Source organism: Spirillospora sp. NPDC127506 (assembly GCF_040302145.1).
Lineage (GTDB): Bacteria > Actinomycetota > Actinomycetes > Streptosporangiales > Streptosporangiaceae > Spirillospora.
On the sequence record NZ_JBEORG010000001.1, the window covers coordinates 124653 to 151135 of the forward strand.

At 72.6% G+C, this 26483-nt stretch carries 25 protein-coding genes; 9 read left to right on the forward strand and 16 right to left on the reverse strand.

Annotated features, from left to right (window positions below):
• Window positions 1–62 precede the first annotated feature (62 nt).
• Together ABTW95_RS00520 and ABTW95_RS00525 are read right to left on the reverse strand one after the other, a co-directional pair.
• Window positions 63–710, reverse strand: a complete 648-nt coding sequence (locus ABTW95_RS00520) for a response regulator transcription factor (RefSeq protein WP_500223387.1) — start codon at window positions 708–710, stop codon at window positions 63–65.
• A complete protein-coding gene (locus ABTW95_RS00525) occupies window positions 707–1522 on the reverse strand; it encodes a sensor histidine kinase (protein ID WP_500223389.1) in 816 nt (271 codons plus the stop codon). The genes ABTW95_RS00520 and ABTW95_RS00525 overlap by 4 nt, the downstream gene beginning before the upstream one ends.
• Before the next feature lie 674 nt (window positions 1523–2196).
• Between ABTW95_RS00525 and ABTW95_RS00530 the strand changes: the two genes are divergently transcribed.
• Both ABTW95_RS00530 and ABTW95_RS00535 read left to right on the forward strand, forming a co-directional pair.
• On the forward strand, window positions 2197–3339 hold the full coding sequence (locus tag ABTW95_RS00530; protein WP_396454228.1) for a Rieske (2Fe-2S) protein: 1143 nt from the start codon (window positions 2197–2199) through the stop codon (window positions 3337–3339).
• 198 nt (window positions 3340–3537) lie between these two features.
• Window positions 3538–3687, forward strand: coding sequence for a hypothetical protein (locus ABTW95_RS00535; protein ID WP_396447799.1), 150 nt, complete (start codon window positions 3538–3540; stop codon window positions 3685–3687).
• On the opposite strand, the gene ABTW95_RS00540 is transcribed toward ABTW95_RS00535, so the two are convergent.
• The 9 genes from ABTW95_RS00540 to ABTW95_RS00580 form a co-directional block, all read right to left on the reverse strand.
• Complete coding sequence (locus ABTW95_RS00540) at window positions 3684–4598, reverse strand: hypothetical protein (RefSeq protein WP_500223391.1); 915 nt, start codon at window positions 4596–4598, stop codon at window positions 3684–3686. The two genes, ABTW95_RS00535 and ABTW95_RS00540, sit on opposite strands and share 4 nt — an antisense overlap.
• A gap of 25 nt (window positions 4599–4623) precedes the next feature.
• Window positions 4624–5340, reverse strand: a complete 717-nt coding sequence (locus ABTW95_RS00545; RefSeq protein ID WP_396447801.1) for a sugar transferase — start codon at window positions 5338–5340, stop codon at window positions 4624–4626.
• A gap of 2 nt (window positions 5341–5342) precedes the next feature.
• On the reverse strand, window positions 5343–6626 hold the full coding sequence (locus ABTW95_RS00550; RefSeq protein WP_500223393.1) for a lipopolysaccharide biosynthesis protein: 1284 nt from the start codon (window positions 6624–6626) through the stop codon (window positions 5343–5345).
• Entirely contained in the window at window positions 6623–7936 is a 1314-nt protein-coding gene (locus ABTW95_RS00555) for an O-antigen ligase family protein (protein ID WP_500223395.1), read from the reverse strand. Before ABTW95_RS00555 ends, ABTW95_RS00550 begins: the two co-directional genes overlap by 4 nt.
• Window positions 7933–9153, reverse strand: coding sequence for a glycosyltransferase (locus ABTW95_RS00560; protein ID WP_396454225.1), 1221 nt, complete (start codon window positions 9151–9153; stop codon window positions 7933–7935). Before ABTW95_RS00560 ends, ABTW95_RS00555 begins: the two co-directional genes overlap by 4 nt.
• A 10-nt stretch (window positions 9154–9163) precedes the next feature.
• Window positions 9164–10330 (reverse strand): SDR family NAD(P)-dependent oxidoreductase, encoded by a 1167-nt coding sequence (locus ABTW95_RS00565; RefSeq protein ID WP_500223396.1) that lies wholly within the window; start codon window positions 10328–10330, stop codon window positions 9164–9166.
• Between the two features lie 2 nt (window positions 10331–10332).
• Window positions 10333–11484 (reverse strand): DegT/DnrJ/EryC1/StrS family aminotransferase, encoded by a 1152-nt coding sequence (locus ABTW95_RS00570; protein ID WP_500223397.1) that lies wholly within the window; start codon window positions 11482–11484, stop codon window positions 10333–10335.
• A 4-nt stretch (window positions 11485–11488) separates the two neighbouring features.
• Complete coding sequence (locus ABTW95_RS00575; protein WP_396447808.1) at window positions 11489–12877, reverse strand: YveK family protein; 1389 nt, start codon at window positions 12875–12877, stop codon at window positions 11489–11491.
• Window positions 12878–12969: 92 nt separating this feature from the next.
• On the reverse strand, window positions 12970–13626 hold the full coding sequence (locus ABTW95_RS00580; protein ID WP_396447809.1) for a response regulator: 657 nt from the start codon (window positions 13624–13626) through the stop codon (window positions 12970–12972).
• A gap of 226 nt (window positions 13627–13852) precedes the next feature.
• On the opposite strand from ABTW95_RS00580, the gene galE reads away from it, so the two are divergent.
• Both galE and ABTW95_RS00590 read left to right on the forward strand, forming a co-directional pair.
• Complete coding sequence (gene galE / locus ABTW95_RS00585) at window positions 13853–14857, forward strand: UDP-glucose 4-epimerase GalE (protein ID WP_500223399.1); 1005 nt, start codon at window positions 13853–13855, stop codon at window positions 14855–14857.
• 229 nt (window positions 14858–15086) lie between these two features.
• Window positions 15087–15464, forward strand: a complete 378-nt coding sequence (locus ABTW95_RS00590; RefSeq protein ID WP_396455075.1) for a hypothetical protein — start codon at window positions 15087–15089, stop codon at window positions 15462–15464.
• Window positions 15465–15466: 2 nt separating this feature from the next.
• On the opposite strand, the gene ABTW95_RS00595 is transcribed toward ABTW95_RS00590, so the two are convergent.
• A complete protein-coding gene (locus ABTW95_RS00595; protein WP_500223401.1) occupies window positions 15467–16312 on the reverse strand; it encodes an NAD(P)H-binding protein in 846 nt (281 codons plus the stop codon).
• A 105-nt stretch (window positions 16313–16417) separates the two neighbouring features.
• Here ABTW95_RS00595 and ABTW95_RS00600 point away from each other — a divergent pair, with 105 nt between their 5' ends.
• Window positions 16418–16807, forward strand: coding sequence for a winged helix-turn-helix transcriptional regulator (locus ABTW95_RS00600; protein WP_500223403.1), 390 nt, complete (start codon window positions 16418–16420; stop codon window positions 16805–16807).
• On the opposite strand, the gene ABTW95_RS00605 is transcribed toward ABTW95_RS00600, so the two are convergent.
• Window positions 16808–17740, reverse strand: coding sequence for an NAD-dependent epimerase/dehydratase family protein (locus ABTW95_RS00605; RefSeq protein WP_396447654.1), 933 nt, complete (start codon window positions 17738–17740; stop codon window positions 16808–16810).
• A 164-nt stretch (window positions 17741–17904) separates the two neighbouring features.
• On the opposite strand from ABTW95_RS00605, the gene ABTW95_RS00610 reads away from it, so the two are divergent.
• Window positions 17905–18378 (forward strand): carboxymuconolactone decarboxylase family protein, encoded by a 474-nt coding sequence (locus ABTW95_RS00610; RefSeq protein WP_396447653.1) that lies wholly within the window; start codon window positions 17905–17907, stop codon window positions 18376–18378.
• Window positions 18379–18450: 72 nt separating this feature from the next.
• Here ABTW95_RS00610 and ABTW95_RS00615 read toward each other — a convergent pair whose 3' ends face one another.
• Window positions 18451–20586, reverse strand: a complete 2136-nt coding sequence (locus tag ABTW95_RS00615; RefSeq protein WP_500223405.1) for an MMPL family transporter — start codon at window positions 20584–20586, stop codon at window positions 18451–18453.
• Between the two features lie 224 nt (window positions 20587–20810).
• Between ABTW95_RS00615 and ABTW95_RS00620 the strand changes: the two genes are divergently transcribed.
• Window positions 20811–21941: a sensor histidine kinase gene (locus ABTW95_RS00620; RefSeq protein WP_500223407.1), complete on the forward strand. Its 1131-nt coding sequence runs from the start codon at window positions 20811–20813 to the stop codon at window positions 21939–21941.
• Window positions 21938–22600 carry a response regulator gene (locus ABTW95_RS00625; RefSeq protein WP_396447650.1) on the forward strand — a complete coding sequence of 221 codons (663 nt, stop codon included), beginning with the start codon at window positions 21938–21940 and terminating at the stop codon, window positions 22598–22600. Before ABTW95_RS00620 ends, ABTW95_RS00625 begins: the two co-directional genes overlap by 4 nt.
• A gap of 9 nt (window positions 22601–22609) precedes the next feature.
• On the opposite strand, the gene ABTW95_RS00630 is transcribed toward ABTW95_RS00625, so the two are convergent.
• Both ABTW95_RS00630 and ABTW95_RS00635 read right to left on the reverse strand, forming a co-directional pair.
• Window positions 22610–24049, reverse strand: a complete 1440-nt coding sequence (locus ABTW95_RS00630) for a glycoside hydrolase family 62 protein (RefSeq protein ID WP_500223410.1) — start codon at window positions 24047–24049, stop codon at window positions 22610–22612.
• 407 nt (window positions 24050–24456) lie between these two features.
• On the reverse strand, window positions 24457–25620 hold the full coding sequence (locus ABTW95_RS00635) for a cytochrome P450 (protein ID WP_396453966.1): 1164 nt from the start codon (window positions 25618–25620) through the stop codon (window positions 24457–24459).
• Between the two features lie 221 nt (window positions 25621–25841).
• Between ABTW95_RS00635 and ABTW95_RS00640 the strand changes: the two genes are divergently transcribed.
• Entirely contained in the window at window positions 25842–26453 is a 612-nt protein-coding gene (locus ABTW95_RS00640) for a TetR/AcrR family transcriptional regulator (protein WP_396447646.1), read from the forward strand.
• The last annotated feature ends 30 nt before the right edge of the window (window positions 26454–26483 follow it).

The window sequence follows — 26483 nt, forward strand, 5'->3', positions numbered from 1 at the left end:
AACGCGTCCCGGCGGAACCCTGAAAGGTCCGGATTCGGCCGTCCCGCACGCGGTTTCGCCCGTCAGCCGGCGAGCCACTCCCCGGTCTCGACGCTGACCAGCCCGTGCCGGGCCGCCTCGATCACCGCCTCCCGCTGCGAGTGCACGCCCAGTTTGGACAGGACGCTCTGCACGTGGCTGCGCGCCGTGCTGCGGGTGACCCCCATCGCCTTGGCGAGCGCCTGCGTGGACTCGCCGCGCGCCAGCCGCGTCAGCACCTCCCGCTCGCGCGGCGTGAGGAACTGCGCGATCTTCTGCGCGCGGCTGCGCGGCCGGGCGCCGCCGCGCGGCGCCGGCGGGCCGGCGACGACCTCGCCGTCGGCGACGCGGCGCAGCACGGCGAGGATGTCGCCGGCCTGCTGCCCCTTGTGCGCGAACCCCCGCACGCCCGCCGCGACGCCCGCCTCCAGCACCGGCTGCTCCAGGAAGCCGGTCAGCACGACGAACTTGGTGTGCGCGGCCGAGGCGCGCAGCCGCGGCATCCAGTCGAGCGCGGTGCCGGACGAGAACTGCAGGTCGATCAGGCAGACGTCGGGCTGCCTGGCCCGCAGCACCGGCAGCGCGTCGGCCGGGGAGTAGACCACCCCGACGACGCTGTGCCCGGCGTCCGCCAGCACCAGCGACAGCGACTCGGCGAAGACCGCGTGGTCGTCGCAGATGACCACTCTCATGGATGGGGCCGCCAGTCGTCGGCGAACGCGTCGGCGCCGCTCCGCGACGCGACCGTGTCCGGCGGCGGGGCCGCCGGCAGCAGCATCCGGACGCGTGCCCCGCCCATCTCGCAGGTGCGGATCTCCAGGCTGCCGCCGTAGCCGGAGATGAGGTCGTGCACGATGCCGAGCCCGAGCGACGCGAGGCCCGGCCGCGCCGGGCCGTGCCCCGGGCGGCCCGGGTGCGCGCCCCACCCGGCCCCGAAGCCGGGGCCGTCGTCGTCGACCTGGATGGCGATCCAGCCCTGGTCGGCGTCGACGCGCACGTCCACGCGCCCCGCCGCCACGCGGCACGCGTTGTCGAGGACGTTGCGGACCGCGCGCCACAGCGCCACCGGGTCCATGTGGGCCCACGCCTCGCACCCGGTGAAGCACACCTCGTGCGCGGTGGCGAGCCGCATGCCGGTGACGACCTCGGCGGTCAGCTCGTCCACCCGGAGCCGCTCGGGGCCGGGCAGCGGGCGGCCGGCGCCGTCGTCGTCCTCGTCGAGCCGGCGCAGCAGGTGGTCGAGCCACCGGGTCTCGCCGAGCAGCTGGTCGATGCGGGCCCGGCTGGTGTCGCCGACGTCGTCGGCGACGACGACGGCCGAGGCCAGCATGATGATCGTGCCCAGTTCGTGCCGGATGTCATGGCGGAGCCGGCGCCGCCACAGCACCTGCTCCCCCCGCCCGGACGCCGCCGGCCGGTCCCGCCCGCCGTCGCGCGCGCCCGCGAGCGTCCCCGCGCCCGCGGCGGCTTCCGCCGGGGAGGACCGAGCCCGCCCGTTGTTCATGGAGACCCCCCGTCCACTATTCCAGCACCCTATAGACCGTCACCCCGCCTCCCGGCGGATGTCCAGTCAATTGGCCGCAACAGACCCGTGCCTGACCAGAAGTGGACATGCCGAAGGCGAGCGTAAACTTCCTTCTTTGTCGAAGCGTCTCAGCCAATGTCAGTTCTGCCCTGAGACATTTCATTCATGCCGGTGGCGTAGCCGCTTTGCGCATTCCGGCGGGTGCGCCCCCGGGCGGCGCGCGGGACAGTATCCCCATGCCGACGGTCACATTTCTCGGACATGCGGGGGTGGCGGTGGACGCGACCGCGTTCCACCTGCTCGCGGACCCGTGGCTCGCTCCAACGGGGGCCTTTCTCGGAGCCTGGCACCAGTATCCGAGAAACGATCACCTGGATCTCGCCCCGATCCTCGACGCCGACTGGGTCGCCGTCTCGCACGAGCATCTAGATCATTTCGACCCGTGGGTCCTGGAGCGCCTTCCGGCGCGGACCCGGATCCTCATTCCGCGTTATCCCGGACCCGCCTTCCGGGAACGCATCACGGCCGCCGCCGGCGGCCGCCAGGTAATAGAGATCGAACCCTGGGGGAAATTCCCTCTTGACAATCGCGGGTCCTGGATCACCGTGATTCCAGAACTGTCGCCAATGTGCCACGATGCCGCCTTTCTCATCGTGGCGGACGGCCGCGGCATCCTGCATTGCAACGACGCCCGGCTCACCGCCGCGCAGGCCCGCCGCGCCAAGCACCTCGCGGGCGGCCGGCTCGACCTGATGGCCCTGCAGACCTCCGGCGCGTCCTGGCACCCCATCTGCTACGAGTACCCTCCCGAGGAGATGGCGAAGGTCTCCATGGCCAAGCGGATCTCCAAGCTCCGCGCCGCGCAGCGCCTCGTCCGGCAGACCGAACCGGAGCTGGCCGTCCCCTTCGCGGGCCCGCCCTGCTTCCTCGACGCCGAGGTCTCCCACCTCAACTGGGTCCTCGACCAGCGGGACGGCGCGTTCTGCGACCCGGAGGTCTCCACCGCGTGGCTGCGCGAGCACCTGCCCAAGCAGCGCTGGGACTACTTCCTGCCCGGCGACGCCGTCGACCTCGACACCGGCGACATCACCCGCGACCCGGTCTCCGCGGAGTTCTCCTTCGCCGACGCCGGCGCCTACCTCGACCGCTACGCCGCCGACCGCGCGGAGGCCATCGCCGGCGTCCTCGCCGGCTACCCGGAACCGGGCCCGGACCTGTTCGACCGCTTCAAAGCCCACTTCACCCACCTCGGCGGCCTGAGCGACTACTTCAACCGGCACATCGCCATGATCGTCCGGTTCGAGATCACCGGCCCCAACGGCGGCGTCTGGGACGTCGACTTCGCCCCCGGCGGCGCCACCGTCTCGACCGCCTCCCCGGACGTCCGCCCGCACTACCGGATCACCACCGCCGGCCGCTGGCTGGACACCGTCCTCACCGGCCGCATGGCCTGGGAGGACCTCCTCATCTCCTTCCGCCTCAGCCTCTACCGCGACCCCGACGTCTACAACGACTACCTGGTCGGCCTCCTCAAACACGCCAACGCGCCCGCCCTCCAAGCCGTCGAGGAGTACGAGACCGGCCGCGACGAGTCCGAGCGCATCACCGTCGCCTGCGACGGCGCCCGCTACGACATCCCCCGCTACTGCCCGCACGCCGGCGAAGACCTCTCCGTAGGCGCCGTCGTCCGCGACGGCCAGATCCACTGCCTCGCCCACAACTTCGCCTTCGACCTGGCCACCGGCGAATGCCTGAACGCAAGAGCCGCCAACCTGACCAGTAGAAGGGTGAGCTGAGTTTGCCCAGGGGGAGTGTTGACCCAGGGGGCGACCCCCTGGGAACCCCTGATCGTGCGGGCTCGGGTTGGTGGCGCTGCGGCTCAGGCCGTGGACGTCCGGGCTTGGGGGTAACGGGAGGGTTACGGGGTGGGATTGGGTGGATCATGGTGTGTTAGGTTCGACCTGGGTTTTCTGGGGGTTGAAGGGGTGCGGGGCTTGGACCGCAAGAAGGTCGGCCTGTTGGCCGTCGCGTTCGTTCTGGTCGTCGGGGTGCTGGAAGTCGTGGCCGTCAAAGTGGGGTCGTTCGACTTCCCGGTGCCGTCCGGCTCGCAGCCGGCCATCGCCGACAAGGCGGGCGGGCACTAGCCGCGGGTGTTGCGGGCCCGGATGAGGGTCTGCAGGTCGGGGTGCGCGCCGCCCGTCGCGTCGGCGAGGGTGGGGCAGGCCCACTGGCCCTGGCGGCCCCACGAGTAGGAGATCTCCAGGGGCGGGCGCGGCGTGAGGCGGTCCCAGCGGGCGAGGATCTTGCGGAACTGCGTCTCCGTCGGCAGCCAGTACTGCTTGTCGCCGCTGGAGCAGCTCTGCCCGAACGTCTGCAGGACGGGCGCGATCCGGGTGCGCGGGATGCCGGCGGCGTCGGCCATCCGGACCATCCGGTCGATCGCCCCGATGTCGCAGTTCTCGCGGGCCTTGGACGAGCCCTTGCACGGGTACGGGTCGAGGCCGATCAGGTCGACCCCGACGCGTTTCGGGGTGAGGGGCTTCATCGGCCAGTCGGTGAGGGAGATGAACGAGACCTGGCCGGGCGCGTTCTGCTCCAGGTACTCGGCGCGGCGGCGGATCTCGCCCGCGACCTTCGGGCAGTCGCGGGTGTTCGGCTCGTCGGACAGGTACCAGCCGTAGACCTTCGGGTCGTGTCCGAACTGGGCGACGGCCCGCTTGAACGCGTCCCAGTCGAGTTCGAAGTCGCCGCAGGTGAAGTTGCCGACCCACAGGAGCGCCTGCATGCCCGCCGGGACGCCGGCGACGAGCGCGGCGTCCGCCTTGACGTCCACCAGGTCGTAGCCGAGGGCCCGGAGGCGGGGGTAGTCGGACGGCTGGGTGTTCAGCGCGATCCGGCGGGTCTTGCCGGCGGCGGGCGTGCCCGGCGAGGCCAGCGGCCCGCGGTACGGCTCGTATCCGGACGACCTGTGCTGCAGGAACAACAGGAACCCGGCCACCAGGACGACCGCGGTCGCGACGGCCGAGAGCTTGAACCGGGCGTCCCGGAAGTCCATGGTGTCTCCCCGATGGCGGGCGGTGTCAGGCCGCGGAGCCGGGTTCGGTGCGCTTCTCCTGCGGTTCCGCGAACGCGCCGGTGATCCGCAGGGGCGGGATCGGGATGCCGAGGATGTGCTTCACCGTGTCCCACAGCGCGCCGAACGTGGCGCGCATCGACGGGTCCCGCAGGTAGACGGCGTCGACGGCGACGCGGGCCGGGACGATCCGCTCGATGTAGTTGACGAGATCGACCTCCTCACCGGGCCCGAGGACGTCGAAGTCGCGGAACCGGACCTCCGAGACGCCGGTCAGGCCGGGGCGGTGGTCGAAGATCCAGCGGCAGTGCTCGGCGTAGTGCTCGGCCAGGTCGTAGGTCTCCGGGCGCGGCCCGACGAGGGTCATCTGGCCGCGCAGCACGTTCACCAGCTGCGGCAGCTCGTCCAGCGACCACTGCCGCAGCAGCTTGCCGACCTTCGTGAGCCGCGGATCGCAGTTGGCGGTGACGGTGAGGCCGCCGACGCCCTGCCGCATCGTCCGGAACTTGTACATGGTGAACGGCCGCCCGCCCTGCCCGACGCGGGTCTGCCGGAACACGCCGGGGCCGGGGCTGGACAGCCGCACCAGCAGGTAGATGAGCAGCAGCGGGACGCTGAGCAGCAGTAGCCCGGTGAGCGCGCCGGCGATGTCCAGCACGCGGCGGGGCCGCGACGGGGGGACGCCGTCGGACGTGTCGACGGGACGGCTCACGAGCTCGGACATGGTCACCCCTTGTGTTTGACGTGCTGGAACCACACCAGCAGTGCGGCCGTGGTGGCGACGAAGGAGATGGACGTGGCGACGGCCGCGCCGATCGCGCCGTGCGTCGGGATCAGGACCGCGCCGAGGACGACGACCACCACGAGGCCGATGCCCTGCCCGGTCGACGCGGCGCCGGGCCGCCCCACCCCGTACAGGTAGGCCATGACGAGGCCGGTCACCCCGAACGTGACGACGCCGGCGAGCCGGATGTAGGTGGGCACGACCGCGTCGTCGAACACGTCCCCGAAGACCCAGGGCAGCGCGGTCCCGGCGATGAGCGCGAGCGGCAGCGCGGCCAGCGCCGACACGCCCAGCGCGGGCAGGATCAGGCGGGACGTGCGCTTCGTCGCCGTCTCCCGGTCCTCCTTGGCGAAGTCGGGGTACAGGACGTAGTTGACCGCGAGCCCCGGCAGCTGCACCAGCTCGGCGAACTTGCTGGCGACCGTGTAGACGCCGAGCACCTTCGGCCCGGCGAGCGCGCCGAGCAGCGCCATGTCGAAGCGGAGCTGCAGCAGGTCGATGAGCTGGCCGAGGTAGCCGCGGAACCCGTACCCGGCGATGGAGCGGCCGAGCCGCCGGTCGGCGCGCCCCCAGCCGGCGAAGAACCCGCGCCGGGCGAGCCGCCGCGCGATCCACGCTGCGGCGGCGACGTCGGCGAGCACGAGCCCGGTGATGAGCGCGCCGGGCCCGTACCAGCCGGTCAGGATCACCAGGTAGATCGGCAGGAACACGAACTCCTCGACGGCGATGGCGAGGCTCGCGCCCGGCTGGTCGTCGGTGCCCTGGAGCAGGCCCTTGCCGACCGACACGAAGCCCTGGGTGAAGGACGGCGCGGCGGCGGCGATCGTGACCCAGATCCCGAACGATTTGAAGAACACCAGGTAGAACAGGGGGCTGAGGGCCAGCCAGCCGATCCCGGAGGCCGTCGCGCCGATCACGGTGAGCCAGGCGAGCGTGGGCCGCACCCGGCTCTGGTCGTAGTCGGAGCGGGCGAGGAAGAACGGCGCCGCGCCCGGGAGCCCCGCGCTGGACAGCTGGCACAGCAGCCCCGGCAGGATCCGGACGAGGGTGAACGCGCCGACGAGCTTCGGCCCGCCGATCCGCGCGACGAGGATCGTCGCGATGCCGAGCGACCCGAGCGCCCCGATCCGTCCCGCCATGTTCCCCGCGACCAGCGCGACGAGCCGCCGCCGGAGCCGCGACTCCGGTGCGGGCGCGACGGCGGCGGGGGACTGCGTGTCGGTCATCGCGCTTCCTCGCTTTCACGGGTGGGGCCGCCGGGGTGTTCCGCCCGGCCGAAGCAGTCGAGGGCGGCGATCAGGCCGAAGAACGCCCAGCCGTGGCGGTAGTGGAGGGTCTCGTAGAACAGCCCGGAGACGAGGAAGACGGCGACGAGCGCGCCGAACAGCTCGGGCCGCGGGACGAGCCGCGCGTACTCGGCGGTCAGGGCGCCGCGCCGGGCGATCCGCACGCACTTCAGCAGCAGGACGAACACCAGCGTGATGAGCGCGACGCCGCCGAGGAAGCCGCGTTCGAGCACGGACGCCACGTAGTCGTTGTGCGCCTCGCGTACGTAGGTCTCCTGCCGCACCAGCATCTGCTTCTCGGTCTGGCCCGGCCCGATGCCCCACGGGTGCGTCTGGTCGTCGATCATCTGGATGGTGGTGGCGAGGACGGTGCTGCGCGAGTTGGTGCTCTCCCCGGTCGTCCGGCCGATGGAGTCGCGCAGGATCGGCGACGCCTGGCTGGCCCGGTCCAGCAGCGGCTGGACGTTCACGGTAGAGACGACCGCGGCGGCGCCGCCGCCGACGAACACGGCGAGCGCGCCGACGGCGACGGCGTGGTGCGCCTTGCCCTCGCGGAACAGCCGGAACAGGTAGCCGAGCAGGACCGCGACGCACAGCGCGAGCAGCCCGCCGTTCGAGCCGGTCAGCAGCTCGGCGGCGATCAGCACGCCGCAGACCGCGAAGCGCCGCCGGGCCGTCTCGGGGAAGCGGCTCGCGCGGGCGATGAAGAAGACGCAGATGAACCAGTTGGACGCGTAGTTGGCGTCGCCGAAGGTGAACATCGCGCGTTCGCCGTCGACCTGCTTGCCCGACAGCGCCTCGATGCCCAGCACGAAACCGACGATCATCACGACGGCGTAGAACGTGCCGATCCACACGAACGCGCGCAGCGCGAGGCGCAGCAGGGACGCGTCGCGCCCGAAGTTGGCGATGGCGACCGCCCACAGCAGGACGAACAGGTCCTTGGCGAGGGTGAGCCCGCCCGCGTCGTTGACCACGGCCGCGATGCCGCCCGCGATGATCGTCATGAGGGTCGGGATGAGGAACGGCCACCGGATCGGCAGCCGCCGGGTGCCCGCCCACAGCAGCAGCGTCGCGGTGACGCCGACGAGCACGAGGTCGGGCAGGCCGGTGTTGCCCGGTCCGGGCGCCAGCCCGGCCGGCATCAGCATCGGCAGCGAGGCGATGCCCGCGATGATCATGACCGCCGGCAGCCGGGTGCGGCGGGTCAGCGGCGGCGGCGCGGGCGGCGCCTCGGTGATCGCGGTCATGGGCGCGCGGAGCTCCCCCGGTAGACCTCGTCCAGGACGGTCCCGAGGTGGGCGGGCGAGAACCAGTCGCCGACCCGCGCGCGGGCGCGTTCCGCCATGCGGGCCGCGGCGGCCGGGTCGTCGAGCAGCGCCGACACCGCGGCGGCGAGCCCGTCCGGGTCCTCCGGCCGGACCAGCATCCCCGTCTCACCCGCGAGGACGAGGTCCTGGTTGGACGGGACGGCGGTCGCGACCAGCGGGACGCCCGCCCCGATCGCCTCGACCAGCACGCACGGCAGCCCCTCCCACCGGCTCGCCATCGCCATCACGTCGAACGCGGGCAGCACGTCGGCGACGTCGCCGCGGTGCCCGAGCCAGCGCATCCGCTCGGCGACGCCGAGCTTCTCGGTGAGCTCGGCCAGCTCGTCCGCCATGGGGCCGCCGCCGACCCACAGCCCGAACACGTCGTCCGGCAGCCGGGCGATCGCCTTCACGAAGATCTCCGGGCCCTTCTGGAACGTCAGCCGCCCGATCGACCCGACGACCTTCACGCCGAGCGGCAGGTCGAGGCGGCGGCGGGCCTGCGCGCGGGAGCCGGGCGCGGCGGCGTAGGCGTCCACGTCCACGGCCGGCCAGGACAGCCGCACCCGCTCCGGCGTGGTCAGCCCGAGCCGCAGCGCCGTGGTGACCGTCTCCGACCCGATCGCGAGGAACGCGTCGGTGCGCTTGGCGGCGATCCGTTCGAGACGTATATATACGCGTCGCCGCGGCCACGACTGGAACTCGTTGAACGGGAACCCGTGCCAGGTGTGCACGATGCGGGGCACGCCCGCGCGGGCCGCCGCGATCCGCCCGATCACGCCGCCCTTCGCGCTGTGCGTGTGGACGACGTCGTACCGGCCGTCCGCGAGCACGCGGGTCAGCGTGCGCAGCGCGGCCAGGTCGTCGCGCGGCGAGATCTGCGGCACCAGCGGCCCCACCTGGACGATCTCCATCCCGGCGGCGTGCGCCTGGGGGGTGAGGTCACCGGCGGCGGCGTTGGCGACGGCATCGTCCCCGTAGAGGACGCTGTTTCCGATGGACGCTGCCGTGCTGTCCATACCGACGCCGCCGGTGACGATCGCGCGCTCGTAGCCGCCGTCGGGGAGGGCCAGCGCGCCGTTCAGCGCGACCTGCCCGGCCCCGCCGTTGAAGCGGGTGATCACCGTGGCGACTCTGAGCTTCCTCGTGGTACTCAACTGGCACACCTCACAGGCCGGGCGGGTCGGGGCTGCACTGCGCGCCGCAGAGGCAGGGCGGCGCGGGCGGCGGGGGCTCGGCGGGGTCGGGCCGCCGCACCGGGTGGTATTCGGGCAGCAGCCGGCGCAGCAGCAGCCGCACCGCTTCGTCGTCGCCCGCCCCGGCCGCCGCCTCCAGCTCGTCCAGCAGCTGCGGCAGCCCGGCGGGCGGCGCGGCGGGCCGGGTCGCCCAGATCTTCGGGTGCGCGGTGCGGATCCGGCGCTCGGAGTCGGCGAACGCCTTCTCCGCGAGCTTCTCGCCGGGCCCGAGCCCGCTGAACCGGATCGTCACCTCCGGCAGCCGCAGCTGCTCGGCGTACCGGTGCACGAGGTCGACGACCGGGACGGGCCGGCCCATGTCGAGGACGAACGTCTCCGCCTCCTCCGCCATCGCCGCCGCCTCGATCAGCAGCCCCGCCGCCTCCCGCACCGTCATGAAGTGGCGGGCGACCTCGGGGTGGGTGATCGTGACGACCTCGCCGGAGGTGATGCGGTGCGCGAGCAGCGGCAGCAGCGACCCGGTCTCGCCGATCACGTTGCCGACGCGGACGGCGGCGAAGCACGTCGAGCCGGGCGTCGCGGTCCGCAGCAGCAGCTCCCCGAGCCGCATCGTCGCGCCGAACACCGAGGTCGGGTCGGCGGCCTTGTCGGAGGAGACGAACACGACCCGCTCCGCCCCGTGCCGCACCGCCGCGTCGATCACGTGCCGGGTGCCGAGGACGTTGTGCGCGACGCCCCGGCACGGGTCGCGTTCGACGTCCGCCAGCTCGTTGCGGCCCGCCGTGTGGAACAGCAGGTCGGGGCGGGCCGCCTCGATGACCTCGCCGACGCGCCGCTCGTCGCGCACGTCGGCCCGGGCCGGGATGGCGTCGGCCAGCTCGCCGCTCAGCCGGGCGAGGCCGTCGCCGTCCCGGTCGAGCAGGGTCAGCGCGGCCGGTTCGAGCCGCCCGACCTGGTGGCAGAGGGCGCGGCCGACCGTCCCGCACGCCCCGGTGACCAGCACCCGCCGGCCGCGGACGAGCCGCCGCCCGCGATGCCGCGCCATGACCACCTCGTCCCGCCCCATCAGCAGGGCGAGCGGGCTGACCGGGACCGGCGCGGGGGTCCCGATGCGGCGGCGCGGCAGGAACCTTCGCACGGTCAGTCCCGGGTCCGCGTCCGCAACGCCTCGGTGAGCGCGGCGACGACGAGGTCGACGCCGTCGTCGGTCAGCCCCGGGTACATCGGCAGCGACAGCAGCTCCTCGCCGACCCGGTCGGTCACCGGCACCCGCGCGCACTCCTCGGCGCCCAGGATCTCCTGGTAGGCGGTCATCTGGTTCGCCGGGATGAAGTGCACGGACGTCGCGACGCCCGCCGCCTCCAGCTCGCCGCTGATCGCGTCGCGGTCCGGGACGCGGACCTGGTAGAGGTGCCAGGCGTGCCGGATCCCGGCCAGGTTCCGCTGGGGGAGGACCACGCCGGGGAGGTCCCGCAGCGCCGCGTCGTAGCGGGCGGCGATCTCGGCGCGCCGCTCCTGCCAGCCCGGCAGCGCCGCGAGCTGCGCCCGCCCGATCGCCGCCTGGACGTCGGTCATGTTCGCCTTCAGCCCGACCCGTTTGACGTCGTACCGCCAGCTGCCGCCCGGGAGGTAGCGCTTCCAGGAGTCCTTGCTCATCCCGTGCATCCGCATCGCGCGGACCCTGTCGGCGAACTCCCGGTCGCTGGAGGCCACCGCGCCGCCCTCGCCGATCGGCAGGTTCTTCGTCGCGTAGAAGGAGAAGCACGCGGCGAACGACTCCGCGCCGACGTTCCTGCCGCCGCGCGCGGCGCCGGGGCCGTGGGCGGCGTCCTCGACGACCCTCGTCCGGTCGAGCCCGGCCGCCTCCGCCAGCGCGGCCACGTCCACCGGGTACCCGCCCTGGTTCTGGACGATCATCGCCGCCGGGGCGGCGCGCCCGGCCGCCGCCTTCACCGTCTCCGGGCTCGGCACCAGCGTGTCCTCGTCGATGTCGACCAGCACCGGCCGGTGCCCCGCGTGCAGGATCGCGTTGATCGCGCCGCAGAACGTCAGGCTCGGCGTCAGCACCGCCGAACCGGGCGGCAGGTCCAGCGCGCGGAGGCACAGCTCCAGCGCGGTCGTGCACGACGCCACCGCCACGACGTGCGCGGCGCCCAGGTGGTCGGCGAACTCCTGCTCGAACGCGGCGGTCTGCGGGCCCGTCGTGATCCAGCCCGAGTCGAGCACCTTGACGACCGCGTCGGACACCTCGCCGGCCACCGGCGGGACCGTGAACGGAACGGACGAACTCATCTGGCTACCCCCTGCTCTTCCGGGACGCGGAGACCTTCCGGGACGTGGCGACGACGCCGAGCAGCGGCCAGCCCGACGCGGCGACCAGATCGCGGACCGTCTCCAGCCCCGCCACCCGCGTCACCGGCCCGACCGCCACGACCACGCCGACCACCTCGTCCGAGCCCGGATCGACGTCCTCGAACGCGTGCACATGACAGAGCCGGCGCACCGGAACCGGCTGGGTGACCTCCGAGGGCGACACCTCGGACTTCTTCGTCATCACCGCGGTGCCGCCGGCGCGGACCACCGAGGTGCTCTTCTTCGTCCCGCCCGGCCCGCTGCTGTTCAGCGACGGCCCGCCGCCGCCGTCGTCGCCGGGCTCGTCCTTGTTCCCGGGCCGGGCCGTGACGACCTTCGTGTCGTCCCCGTACACCGCGGACGCCACCGCCGACACCAGGTCCGCGGGCAGCGGTCCGGGCGCGCCGACGAGCGTGACCCGCCCGACGCCCTCCTTCTTGGCGGCCAGCCGGATGCGCCGCCCGAGGTCGGCGAGCTGCGCCGGCCCCCGGTCGGCCCAGCCGAGCAGCGGCACCCCGAGCCGCCGGGCGACCCGCCGCTGCCCAGGGATCGTGGGACGGACCATCTCCGTCACCACCGCGATCAGGATCCCGCCGATCAGCCCGACCAGGCCCGCGATCGACGCCATCATGACCACCGGGTTCGTGCGCGGCGCCAGCACCGCCGGCTGCACCACCGACGCCGTGCCCGCCGTGGACAGCTGCGTCTGCAGGTCCGAGCGGTTCGCGCGCAGGTCGGTCAGCTCCGCCTGCACCCGCTCCCGCTCGTTCGCGGCGCCGATGTCGGGGTTCGGCTGCGCGTTCGCCCGCCGCGACAGCGGCCCGAGCTTCTTCTCCAGCTCCCGGACGCGCTTGTCGATCTGGTCCATCTGCTGCGTGATCGCGCCCTGGTTGGAGGTGTTGATCTCCTTGACGACCGCGGCGCCGATCGCGTCCGCGAGCCGCCGCGCCACCTCCGGGTCGGGGTCCTTCACCGACAGCTCGACGATCGTGGACGTGCCGAGCCCGGTCACCTCGATCGCCTTGGCGACCTTCAGCGTCGAGCGGTCGACCCGCTGCTGCCGCAGCACCTCGGTGAGCAGGTTCTCGCTGGTCGCGAACGCCTTCACCTGGCTGACCACGATGGACACGCCCGCGTCCCCGGGGGCGGCGTCGGTCGCGCGGCTGCTCGCCTGCAGGCGCGACTTCGCGACCGACGGCGGCTCCTGCCCGCCCATCACCAGGCCCACCAGCACCAGCGGGACCACCGTCATGACCAGCAGAAGCGCCCAGTAGCTGCGAACCACCCGCGCCGCGACCTCGTCGATCTCCACGATTCCCTCCGGGTTCGTCACGGCGAGCGTAAGGAGGGGCTTCAGCGGAGCAATCGCCCAAACGACGACCCCGGACTACGCCTTTTGCACCAGGGGCGCCGACGCCCTGGGAGTCAGCCGGACGGCCGCATGCCGGCCCGCATGGCGAGCGTGATCGCCTCCAGCGCCGAGTGCAGCCCGAGCTTCGCCAGCAGGTTCTGCGTGTGCGTCCGGACGGTGTTGGCCGACAGCCCGAGCCGCTCGGCGATCTCGGCGCGCCCCAGGCCGTCCACCATGCACTGCAGCACCTCGCGCTCCCGCGGCGTCAGCTCCGCCAGCAGGCCGGAGCTCTCGGCCCCGCCGCCCTCCCGGACGAGCCTGCGCAGCACGTCGCCCAGCACGTCCGGCGGAATCCACCCGCCCTGCCGCGCCGCCGACCGGATCACCCGCGCCACCAGATCGGCGCTCTCGGTCTTCTCCAGCCAGCCGACCGCGCCGCGCCGGACGGCCTGCACCATCGCGTCCGGGTCGCTCATCGCGGTCAGCACGACGACGCGGACGTCCGGGTGGTCCGCGCGGACCCGGTCCAGGACGTCCAGGCCGCTCTCGGCGCCCAGCATCAGGTCGAGGACGAGCACCCGGGGGCGCTCGGTGGCGGCCAGCGCGAGTGCGCGCCGCACGTCGGCGGCGATCGGCAGGATCACCAGATCGGGCTCGCGCCCCAGCCGCGCCGCGAGGGCCTCGGCGAACAGCGCGTGATCGTCCACGATGAGGACGCGGATCGGTTCCATCCACCGACCATGACCGCTGCGCGCGCCGGGCGGATCCTGCAAACGCTGTACTCCGTCCGGACCCGGCCGCGGGGGAGGGTCGCGTGCGCGGACGCACTCGCGCCGCGTCCGGTTCACCGGCGTCCTAACCCGGTCACCTTCCGTGCGGGACATTGACCGTCCGCGACCGCCTGCGGATCCTGTGCGTGTCATTTCAGGGGACGCACTGGCCTGCAGGGGATGCCACATGAAAGTGCTGATCACTGGGGGAGCCGGGTTCATCGGCAGCACGATCGCCTCCGCCTTCGCCGAGCGCGGCGTCACGCCCGTCGTGCTCGACAGCCTGGTCACGGGCCGGTCCGAGTTCGCCGCCGGCAAGATCTTCTACAAGGGCGACATCGGCGACGGCGACCTGGTCGACGAGATCTTCCGCGACCACCCCGACATCGCCGCGACCGTCCACTGCGCCGCGCTGATCGTGGTGCCCGACTCGATGGCCGACCCGCTGCGCTACTACCGGGTCAACCTGTCCAAGACCCTCGACCTCGCCGGCCACCTCGTGCGCAACGGCTGCGACCGGATGATCTTCGCGTCCACCGCCGGGATGTACCGCCCGGAGCCCGACCTCTCGGTCACCGAGACGTCCTTCCTCGAACCGCAGAACCCGTACACCCGCTCGAAGATGATGGCGGAGCTCCTCCTGCAGGACTTCTGCAAGGCCTACGACTTCCGCGTCATCTCGCTGCGCTACCTCAACCCGATCGGCGCCGACCCCCGGCTGCGCACCGGCCTGCAGAGCAGCAAGCCCACGCACGCCCTCGGCAAGATGATCGAGTGCCACGCCCTCGGCGTCCCCTTCAAGATCACCGGAGTGGACTGGGAGACCCGGGACGGCACCGCGATCCGCGACTACATCCACGTCTGGGACATCGCCCGCGCCTTCTACGAGGCCGCCGCCCGCTTCGACTCGATCATCCCGCCGGTCGGCGACCACCCCCGGTACGAGGTGATCAACCTCGGCACCGGGGACGGCACCACCGTCCGCGAGCTGGTCGCCGCCTTCCGCGAGGTGGTCGGCGACTCCTTCGTCGCCGAGGACGCCCCGGCCCGCCCCGGCGACGTCGTCGGCGCCTACGTCAAGCCGGACAAGGCGTGGGACCTCCTCTCCTGGAAGCCCGAGTACACCATCGAGGACGCCATACGCCACTCCCTGCAGTGGGCCGAACGCCGCCGCGACCTCGACGTCGCCTGACCCCTCGCCCGGGGCGCGCCGCCTCCGGGCGCCGCGCCGCAGCCCCTGGTCCGGCGCGTCCGGCCTCCTCCTTCCGCCGGAGGCCGGACGCGCCGCGGCCCGTCGCGGGGCGGCCCGCCGACCGCCCCGCGACCGGCCGGGGACCGCCGTGCGAGCCGCCGCGCGCGGATGCCGCCCGTCCCCGCGGGAGTAGGATCCACCGGAAGCCCGCGGCGGAAAGAGGTGCTCAATGGCGGTCGCACGTCCCAAGAATTGGGTGGCGAACAGGCCGGTCCAGGATTCCCGGCTGGCCTGGGAGGCCGCAGTTCCCGAATTGGCCCGGCGATCAAGGAATTGGTGGACCGCCCCTCTCCGGATTCTCGGTGCCGCGGTTCCCAACCGGCGCGCGAACGGCGGCATGGAAGGCGGCGGCTCGACCGGTTTCGCCCGCGAGATCGGCCAGGACGCGTCCAGCGGACGCCTGAAGTCCTACGCGGTTCCCGTCGACGTCGCGGCCGAGCGCCTGACCCCCGAAGAACGGAAGGCGCTCCGCGCCGGAGGCGTCCTCCCGGAATGGTTCTTCGACGCGGTCGAAGAAGAGCGCCGCGCCCAGCGCAAACGCCGTTAGCCCTACCGGAAGGCCTCGATGTTGCGGCTGGCCCATTCGGCGAAGGGGCGGGGCGCGCGGCCGAGCACCCGCTCGACGTCCGGGCTGAGCCGCAGTTCGGCGGCGTTCGGCTCGCCGAGGACGGCCAGCGTGGTCTCCACGACCTGCTCCGGCATGAACGCGGACATCCGCGCGTGCGCCTCGGCCCGGGTCAGCTCCACGAACCGCACCGGCTCGCCGAGGGCCGCGCCGATCGCCTCGGCCTGCTGCCGGGGCGTCACGGCCGCCGGCCCGTTCAGCTCATACACCTGGCCCTCGTGCCCGTCCTCGCGGAGGGCGGCGGCCGCGACCTCCGCGATGTCCGCCGGATCGACCACCGGTATGCCGACGTCGCCGAACGGCGCGGCGGCGGTCCGCTCGGTGCGCACCGACTCCGCCCATGCGTAGGCGTTGGACGCGAAGCCGCCGGGACGGAGGATCGTCCAGGCGAGGCCCGATCCGCGCACCGCCTCCTCGATCGCCCGCATGACGCCTCCGTGCGAGGGCGACTCCGGCCTGGTCGCCACGCCCTGCGAGGAGAGCAGCACCACCCTCCGGACACCGGCGGCCTCCGCCGCGTCCAGGACCGCCTTCGGATCGAACCCGTGGCCGCCCGCGCCGCCGTCGTGCAGGAACAGGGCCTCGGCGCCGTCGAGGGCGGGCCGCAGCGTGTCCGGCTCGGTCAGGTCCGCGCGCACGTGGGCGGCCCCGTCCGGCAGGTCAACGGGGCTCCTCCCCCGCGACACCGCCGTCGCCTTCTGCCCGGCCCGGGCCAGGGCCTGCACCAGCGGCCGCCCGACATTCCCGGTCGCCCCCGTCACCACGATCATGAGCAACTCCCCGCGTTCTCTCGTGTTCTGCGCGATGACGGCGACGCTAACAGCCTCCGTATAGTAGGTACCTAGAAGAAAGCGACTACCTCAGAGGGGTGCGCCATGACCCGTGCGGCGGCCGATGCCGTGACCGATCCCGAGCTGGCCTGCCCGGTCTCCCCGGTCGTCGACATCGTGTTCAGCCGGTGGACGACCCCCATCCTCTGGTCGCTCCACACGTTCGGCCGCCACCGGTTCGTGGAGCTGGAGCGGCGCATCAAGGGCATCACCCCCAAGGTGCTCACCCAGCGCCTGCGCCAGCTGGAGCGCGACGGCCTCGTCGTCCGCACCTACCACCCCGAGGTGCCGCCGCGCGTCGAATACGAGATCAGCGACCTCGGCCGCAGCCTCGGCCCCCTCTTCGCCCACCTCTCCGAGTGGGCCGAGACGAACCTGGAGCACGTCGAGCGCGCCAGGCGGCGCTACGACGGCAGCGGGGCGCCCCGCGGCTGATCAAGCCAGCTCCGCCTTGAAGCCCTGCCGCCAGGACGGGTAGCGCAGCTCCCAGCCGAGTTCCCGCTTGGCCTTGGCGTTGGAGAACCCGCGCCCCTCCGTCATCATGATCACCGCGACGTCGCCGGCCAGGGGGCGGGCCAGCCACGCGGGGACCTTCAGCGGGCGCTTCGCTCCCGCGCACTCGGCCACGTAGGGCAGCCACTCCGCGGCCGGGGCCGGCTCGTCGTCGACGATCGCGAACACCCCCCGCGCCTTCTGCTCCACGGCGAGGACGGTGGCGGACGCCGCGTCGTCCAGGTGCACCCACGAGCAGTATCCGGTGCCTCCGCCGACGACCGGGAACTGCCGCTTGCGCACCGGCCCGACCAGGTCGTCCATGGCGCCCGGGCCGTAGAACCAGCCGTAGCGCAGGACGGCGCCGCCCGCCTTGAGGACCGCCTCCTCGACGTGGCGGATCGCCTTCATCCCCGGTTCGGCGGGGGTGCCCGCCATCGGGTCGACCGGGTCCTCCTCGGTCTTCACCCGGCCGCCCTCGCGGATACCGTTCCAGGCGCCGTAGCTCTGCGCGACGAAATGGGGGACGCCGTTCGCCTCGGCGGCGGCCAGCAGGTTGTCCGTCCCCTCGGTGCGGAGGCGGTTGGTGCCCGCGAACCACCGGTCCATGTGCTTCATGTCGGCCTTGCCCGCGTGCGCCGCGGAGATCGCGGTCATCTGGTGGACGATCACGTCCGGCCGGGCGGCCGCGACCGCCTCGTTGACCGAGGCCGCGTCCAGCCCGTCCATGACGACGCCGTCCGCGCCCATGTCCTCCAGCAGGCCGAGCTTGGCCTCGCTCGTCGCCGTGGCCGTCACCTGGTGGCCGCGCTCCAGCAGCTGCGGCACCAGCCTGCGGCCGAGGACGCCCGTCCCGCCTGCCACGAACACTCGCATGACCATCACCTTTCCCTGAATCGGTCTCTACAAGCGGGGACGAGACGGCCCGGCCGACTGTGACATGGGCGGCGGCATGGCGCACGTCACATCCGGGAGGTGTCACAGACCTCCGCGCCCGTCCCGTCGTGAGGGTGCAACCGCGAGAACGTGAGGAGAGCACGATGGAACCGCGCCTGAACCTGTTCGAGAGCCCGGTGATGGGCAAGGTGCTGAAGCACCTCGTCGCGGCGGGCCACGCGATCCCCGACTCGACGCTGCCGCGCTCGACGCAGGAGCTCGTGCGGCTCCGCGTCAGCCAGATCAACGGCTGCGCGTTCTGCGTCGACATGCACAGCAAGGAGGCCGCGCACGCCGGCGAGACCGCGACCCGCCTCAACCTGGTGGCGACCTGGCGCGAGGCCACGGTGTTCACCGAGGCCGAGCGCGCCGCCCTGGAACTGGCGGAGCAGGGCACCCGGATCGCCGACGCGGCCGGCGGCGTCCCCGACGACGTGTGGGCGAACGCCGCCAAGCACTACGACGACGAGCAGCTCGCGGCGCTGGTGTGCGTCATCGCCGTCATCAACGCCTTCAACCGCGGCAACGTCATGACCCAGCAGCCGGCCGGCGACTACCAGCCCGGCCAGTTCGGCTGACGCGCACCGCGCACCAGGGCCGCGGGCGCCGGACGGCGCCCGCGGCCCTGGTGCGTGCGGCGGCACCGCAGGTCAGGCTCCGACCTCTTCCCCGACCCGCGGCATCGGGGCCGCGGCCGGCCGGGGAGTCCGGCGGCCGGGGAGCCACCAGTTGGCCTTGCCGAACAGCTCCATCACCGCCGGGACGAGGACCATCCGGACGACGGTGGCGTCGATGAGCACGGCGACGGCCATGCCCAGGCCGATCTGCTTCACCGAGACGTCCGGGCCGAGCAGGGACGTCGTGAAGACGCAGATCATGATGGCGGCCGCGGCCGTGATGACCTTCGCGGTGCGCGCGAGCCCGCGGGTGACGGCCGCCCGGGTGTCGCCGGTGCGCTCGTACTCCTCCCGGATCCGCGAGACCAGGAAGACCTCGTAATCCATGGACAGGCCGAACAGCAGCGGGAACATCATCATCGGCACCCACGCGGTGACCGGCATCTCGGCCGGGAACCCGAAGAGCGAGCCGAGCCACCCCCACTGGACGATCGCGACGATCACGCCGTAGGCGGCGCCGATCGACAGCAGGTTCATGACGGCCGCCTGCACCGCGATCGTGACCGACCTGACCAGCGCGACCAGCAGCAACAGGGACAACGCGATGACGACCGCGATCATGTAGGGCAGCCGCGAGCCGACCTCGTCGGCGAAGTCGATCGCGGTGGCGTTCGGCCCGCCCACGTAGACGTCGTCGGGGAGCACGCCGTCACGGAGGCGGTGCACGAGGGCCGGGGTCGCCTCGTCCTGGATCCCGGTCTCCGGGAAGGCCATGAAGAACGCGGCCCGCCCGTCTCTGCTGACCTCCGGCTGCGTGACGAGGGCGATGCCCTCGGTGCGGCCGACGGCCCCGGCGACGGGACGCAGGTCGGCGCCCCCGGAGCCGGCCTCGGTCGCGAAGACCAGCGGCGCGCCGTAGCCGGGGCCGAACCCCTCCGCGAGGATCTCGTAGGACGTGTAGCTGCTCCGGTCGTGGGGCTGCACGCTCGCGTCCGGGAAGCTCAGCCGCATCGACAGCGCGGGCGCGGCCAGCACCAGCAGGCCGGCGCCGGCCAGCACCGCGGCGACCAGCGGCCTGCGCTGCATCATGCCCGCCCACCGCTCGGCGGGGGTGCGGCGCTGCCCGCCGCCCCGGCGCGGCCGCCGCAGCGGGCCGATCCGGCGCCCGGTGAAGCCCAGGAACGCCGGCAGCAGGGTCACCGCGGCGGCCATCGTGACCAGCACGGTCACCGACGCGGCGATCGCCACGCCCGTCATCAGCCGCTGCCCCATGACGACCAGGCCCAGCAGCGCGATCATGACGGTCGTGCCGGCGAACAGCACCGCGTGGCCGGCCGTGGCGATCGCCTTCGCGGTGGCGGCCTCGGGGTCGTCGCCGTCCTGCCGGGCCTCCCTGAAGCGGGTCACGATGAACAGGGCGTAGTCGATGCCGATGCCGAGCCCGATCAGCACCGCGACGAGCACGGTGAAGTCCGGCGCCGGGACCACGTGCCCCACCAGCTTGATCAGCGCGATGCCGCCGAGGATCGCGGTCAGCGCGGTCACGATCGGCAGGCCCATCGCCACCAGCGACCCGAACGCGACGAACAGGATCACCGCCGCCGCCAGCACGCCGATGCTCTCCGCCGGGCCCTGCGCGGGGGTCTCGGCCTTCTCCGCCTGCTCCCCGCCGAGCCCCAGCGTCACCCCGCCGCCGGACGCGTCCTTGACCGTGGTCACCAGGGACTTGACGTCCGCCTTCTCCGGGTCGCCGTCGGTCAGCGGGACGGTCGTGCGGGCGATCCGCCGATCGCCGGTCACCAGCTCCCGGTGCTGGTACGGCGACGCCACCGGCCCGGTGACGGGCGAGGCGTCCAGGTCGGCGATGACCTTCTCGATGGTCCGCCGCGCGGCGGGGTCGTCGATTCCCTTTTCCGCCTTGATCGCGAGAGTGAGCGTGTCGCCCTGCCGTTCGGGGAAGTGCTTTTCGAGCAGTTCCTGCGCTTTGGCGGAGCCGGAGCCGCCGCCGGAGAAGTCGTTGTCGGGTGCGGCGCCGAAGCGGAATCCGGCGACCGCCACGGCGAGCACGCCGGCGATCCAGGCCAGCAGGACCAGGCGCCGGCGCCGGTAGCAGAAGCGGGCGAGCCCCGCCAAGGCTCCGCCCGCACGGGGAGTCTCGGTCGATCTCATTTCTTCCATAAGTCGCTCACATCCGATGAGGGAATGTGAGTCGATCTTGCCTTCCGGGAACGGTGCGGGTCGTCCGCCGAGCGCATGCAATTCGCGCTACCGCCGGCGGCGCAGCCCGTTACCGCGGGAATTGCAGAGGCCGCGGAAGTACTGCGTCCGCAGTAGCGGGCGGCTCGTCTGCGAGCATGAGCCGCACCCGGGCGGCACCTGGTTAGGGTTCGCGTATGAGCACAGGACTGCGGCGGCTGTGGGCCAGGGGCAGCGGCTGGGCGATCGCGGTCTTCGTGGCCGCGGTGCTGCTGGCCACCGCGCTCGCCGAGGACCACCCCGCCACGGATCTCGCCTGGCTCGGCTACGCGCTGGTGGCCGCGAGCGGCCTGGCGCTGGCCGCCGGGCGCCGCGCGCCGATACCGGTCCTGGCCGCCACCGGGCTCTGCGCGGCGGGATACCAGGCGATCGGCTTCGACGTGCCCGCCGTCGCGTACCTGTTCGCGGTGTACACCGCCTTCCGGTCGGGGCACCGGATCGTCACCGTCGCGGTGAGCGCGGTCCTGCTGGCCGTCCTGCCGCTGGCGATCATGGCCTCGCCGGCGGACGGGTCCGTCGGCGACGCGTTCACCCGGGCCCGCGGCGTCCTGGAGCTGGCCTGGCTGGTCGCCGCGGGCGCCGCGGGCGAGGCGCTGCGGCAGGCCGAGCGGCGCGCGGACGAGGCCGAGCGCACCCGGGAGGAGGCCGCCCGGCTGCGCGCCACCGAGGAGCGGCTGCACATCGCGCGGGAGCTGCACGACTCGCTCACCCACCAGATCTCGATCATCAAGGTGCAGTCCGGGGTCGCCGTCCACCTGGCCCGCAAGCGCGGCGAGCACGTCCCGGAGGCGCTGCTGGCGATCCGCGACGCCGCCCGCGAGGCGAACCGGGAGCTGCGCGCGACCCTCGACACGCTCCGCGACGACGCCAGGATCCCGCCGCACGGGCTCGACCACGTCCCGGAGCTGGTCGAACGCGCCCGGGGGATCGGCCTGAAGACGACGCTCACGATCGAGGGGCAGCGGCACGACGTGCCGGTCGCGGTCGACCGGACCGCCTACCGGATCGTCCAGGAGGCGCTCACCAACACCGCCCGGCACGCCGCCGCCGAGACGGCGACGATCCGGATCGACTACCGTCCGGGCACCCTCGCCGTGCGGGTCGACGACGACGGCAAGGCCGCGCCCGGCGCCGCGCCGGTGCCGGGCACCGGGCTGCTCGGCATGCGCGAGCGCGTCACCGCCCTCGGCGGCCGCCTGCGCGCCGAACCGCGCAGCGAGGGCGGCTTCAGCGTGCAGGCCGAGTTCCCCGTGGGCCGGCCGTCGTGATCCGCGTCCTGCTGGTGGACGACCAGTCGCTGCTGCGCGGCGGGTTCCGCGCGCTGCTCGACGCCGAGGACGACATCGAGGTGGTCGCCGAGGCCGCGGACGGGGCGGAGGCGCTGGCGCTGACCCGCGAGCACCTGCCCGACATCGCGCTCATGGACATCCAGATGCCGGTCATGGACGGCATCGAGACGACCCGGCGCATCGCCGCCGACCCCGCCCTGGCCGGGGTGCACGTCGTCATCCTGACCAACTACGGCTTCGACGAGTACGTGTTCAACGCGCTGCGCGCCGGCGCCGCCGGGTTCCTGGTCAAGGACATCGAGCCGGACGACCTCCTGCACGCCGTCCGCGTCGCCGCGCGCGGCGACGCGCTGCTCGCGCCGTCCATCACCAGGATGCTGATCAGCCGGTACGTGGCGCAGCCGCTCGACCCGGGGGCCGGGACGGCGCTGAAGGAGCTGACCAACCGGGAGCGCGAGGCCGTCGCCCTGGCCGCGCAGGGCCTGTCCAACGACGAGATCGCCGCCCGGATGGTGATCAGCCCGGTGACGGCGAAGACGCACATCAACCGGGCCATGATCAAGCTCCGGGCCCGCGACCGCGCCCAGCTGGTCGTCCTGGCCTACGAGTCCGGCCTGGTGTCGCCCCGGACCGGCTGAGCACGCCGGTCAGCAGGCGGAGCCGGTCTGGGTCAGCAGGCCGAGCCGCCACGGCAGCGAGTTGTAGTCGCCGCCCGCGTCGGGATCCTTGCCCTGGTACAGGTACCGCATGTCGCACGGGCTGATCGTCAGGGTCTGGTCCGTCCCGGCGCGGATCATCTCGCCGTGGCTGATGTCGCTCGTCCAGGGCGTGCCGTCGAAGGTCACGTTGCTCGCGCGGGCGAACGGGTTGCTCTCCTCGGCGGCGAGCGGCGTCCACGACCCGGCGATGCTCGTGGACGTCCAGGAGCGGAAGTACCGCCGGCCGTCGCCGCCGATCGCCTCGACGAGGAGCAGGTAGCGGTCGGTGCCCTGCACCTTGTAGACGTTGCTCGCCTCGAAGAGCCGGTACGCGTTCGAGTCCTGCATCGCGATCACCGGCTCGGAGAAGCCGTCGGGGAAGTTCGCGAGGCTGGTCTGCGACCGGTACAGGTGTCCGTTGTCATCGGACGAGAACAGGTAGCAGTTCGTGTCGTCGCAGATCACCCACATGTCGACCCAGTAGCCGCTGCCGATGTTGTCCCGGATGATGTCCGGCATTCCGGAGTAGAAGTTCTTCGGCGCCGACCAGGAGCCGGGGTCGCTGATGTCGCTGGTCGTCGAGTAGGACGCGTTGCCGGTCTGGTAGACGAGGTACCACTTCTTCTGGGGCGCGAAGTAGAACACCTGCGGCGCGGCCCGGTATCCGGTCCCGATGCCGCTCTGGTCGAGGTAGTACTGCGGCGCCGACCCGGCCTGCGACCAGTCGGTGAAACTCGTGTAGACCAGGTTGTAGCCGGACGAGTTGGCCGTGCTCGCGAACACGTGCCATTTGCCGTTGGCGTAGACGACCGACGGGTCCTTGATTCCGGCGACGTTGTGGGAGGCGTCCGACTTCGGTGCGATGAGCGCGCCGCTGGAATGCCACGTGAAACTCGACGGAAGCGTTCCGGTGTCGTCCGGGGGCGTCGCGGTCGACGTCGGGCCCGGCTCACCGGTGCAGACCGCGCCGTTCAGGGAGAACGCGCCGGGCACGGGGTTGGAGCCGCTCCACGATCCGTTGAATCCGAAGGAGACGCTGCCGCCGGACGGGACGGCCGCGTTGTAGCCGGCGTCGCTCGCGGTCACCGCCGACCCGGACTGGGATTTGACGGCGTTCCAGATCTGGGTGATCTGCTGGCCGGAGCCGAAGGTCCAGCTCAGCTCCCATCCGTTGACCGCGTCGCCCAGGTTGTCGATGGTGACGGCGGCGGTGAAGCCGTTGTTCCACTGGGCCGTGACCTTGTAGTCGACCTTGCACGCGACGGCGCCCCGGGCGTTCTGCGCGGTCAGCAGCCCGGTCACCGCCGAGGCGAGCAGGAGCACGGCCGCCGCGATCACATTCCTGCGGTGCAGGCGGGTGCGGCGCACGGCGAATGGGGGTGGGGACATCATTTACTCCTTGTGCATGATGCTCCCCACCACCCCGGCAGCGGAGTCCGCTCGGTGATCGAGTTTCGAAACCGCGGCCGCGAGTGTCAAGGGTGTATTTCCGGAGATTCAGTGCCGCGCCTTTTACCTGGAGCGATGGCCGGCTGCGCCGTGAAACTTTCATGCGGCCTTGACGCGGGGCGTCCCGGCTGCTTCTGTTAGCGATAACATGCCGCCGCCTCCGCCACCCCGGCGCTCTTGCCGACGGCCGAACGCGACCACCGGCGCCGAGGGCGCTCGTGCTCCTCCGCGCGAGTTGATTCAGCCGCGCGAGTCGAATGGCCGCACGAGTTGATTCAGCCGCACGAGTTGATTCAGCCGCACGAGTTGATTCAGCCGTATGAGTTGATTCAGCCGTATGAGTTGATTCAGCGCGGCGTGAGGGTGACGGGGAATTCGGTGACGCCCCGGACGAAGGCGTTGCGGAGGATCCGCGGGCCCTCGTCGTCCGCCCATTCGGCGGTCGCCACGCGCGCGATGAACTCCTCGAAGAAGATCTGCAGTTCCAGCCGGGCCAGGGACGCGCCCAGGCAGAAATGCGGGCCGAGGCCGAACGCGATGTGGTCGCCGGGGCGGCGGGTCACGTCGAAGACGTCCGGATCGTCGAAGACGGCCTCGTCGCGGTTGGCCGAGCCGTACATGAGCAGGACCTGCCCGCCCGCCGGGATCTTCACGCCCGCGACCTCGGCGTCGGCCGAGGCGACCCGGCACATGTTGAGGATCGGCGTCGTCCAGCGCACGAACTCCTCGACGGCGTCCGGGACGAGGGACGGGTCGTCCCGCAGCTTCCGCCATTCGGCCGGGTGCCGGATCAGGGCGTCCAAGGCCGTGGCGATGACCGTGCGCGTCGTCTCCGCACCGCCGACCAGAAGCAGCAGGGCCTCGTGGGCGAGGTGGTCGTCGTCGTAGGCGGGCTCGTCCGGCCCCGCGTTCGACCACACGGAGAGCAGGTCGCCGGTCGGGCGGGCGCGGCGGTCCTCGGCCATCTCCAGGACGGCGAGCGCGTACTCGCCGGCCGCGATCGTCGCGTCGTCGGTGATGTAGCGCCGCCCTCCGCCCGCGTAGACGGCCGTCGCCGACCAGTGGACGAGCTGCGGCCACGCGTCCTCGGGGAAGCCGAGCAGCCAGCCGATGACGCGCGCGGGCAGCGGCGCGGCCAGGGCGGGGACGGCGTCGACGGTGCCCGCCTCCAGGGCCGCGGTGATGCAGTCGACGGCCGTGGCGCGGATCCGGTCGGCGTAGCGGGAGACGCCCCGGGGGGTGAAGCGCCGGTAGACCATGCGGCGCCGGCGCGCGTGCTCCGGGTCGTCCTGCCCGATCATGGACGGGTCGGCCGGCAGCTGCGGGCGGTACCCGCCGGAGTTCGTCCAGACGCGCGGGTTCCGCTCGACGGCGAACACGTCGGCGTGTCGGGCGATGCCCCACAGGCCGTTCTCCTCGTCGTGGTACACGGGCGCCTCGGCGCGGAGCCGGGCGTAGACGGACCAGGGGTCGGTGGCGTACATCTCGCCGTCGAGAAGGTCGATGTCCATGGCTCACTCCTCGGGATGCGCGTCGGACGGGGGGCTCATGGGGAGTGGGGCATGTGCCGCGCCTTGGTGGAGACGTGAGTCGAGACTAACGTCTCACCCAAGCAAGTGCTAGGTCCATGTTGTCCCGGCGCGCGCGGGCCGTAAAGAGGAGGAAGACCCTTGGTGCACGCGTTCGGTGTCAATGTGCGGAAGAATGGGGGCGGCCACAGCGAGGAGGCGTTTTGAGCAGCGATGCGCAGTTCACCGTGACGCGGACGCTGAGCAAGGACCAGCAGGCCCGGCGCGAACGGCTGATCGACTCGGCGAGGGAGCTCGCGCTGGAAGGGGGATACCCGGCCGTCACCATGCACGACGTGGCGGACCGGGCCGGCGTCGCCCGCGCGACCGTCTACCGCTACTTCGCCACCAAGGACCACCTGCTCACCGAGGTCGCCGCGGCCTGGGCGCACCACGTCACCGACGACATCGACGCGCTCGCGGTGGGCGACACGCAGCTGGAGCGGCTCACCGCGCTGCTGGAGCGCATCGTGTACGTCGCGGCGCAGGAGCCCACCCTGACGTCCGCGATCATCCAGGCGGTGACCTCGGACGACTCCAGCGTGGACGACGCCCGCACCGTGCTGTTCCAGTACCTGCGCGACCGGCTGTCCGCGGCGATCGGCGACCCGGTGCCCGAGCGGGAGGACGTCGAGCTCGTCCTCGGGCACATCCTGCTCGCCGCGCTGATCAGCCTCGCGTCGCTGCGGCAGCCCGTCGAGGACGTCGCCACGATGGTCCGGAAGTCCGGCCGCCTGGTGCTGGCCGGGGCGCTCTCCGCCGCCTCGCCCACCTGATTGGTCCACGTCCCGCGGCCCTGATTGGAT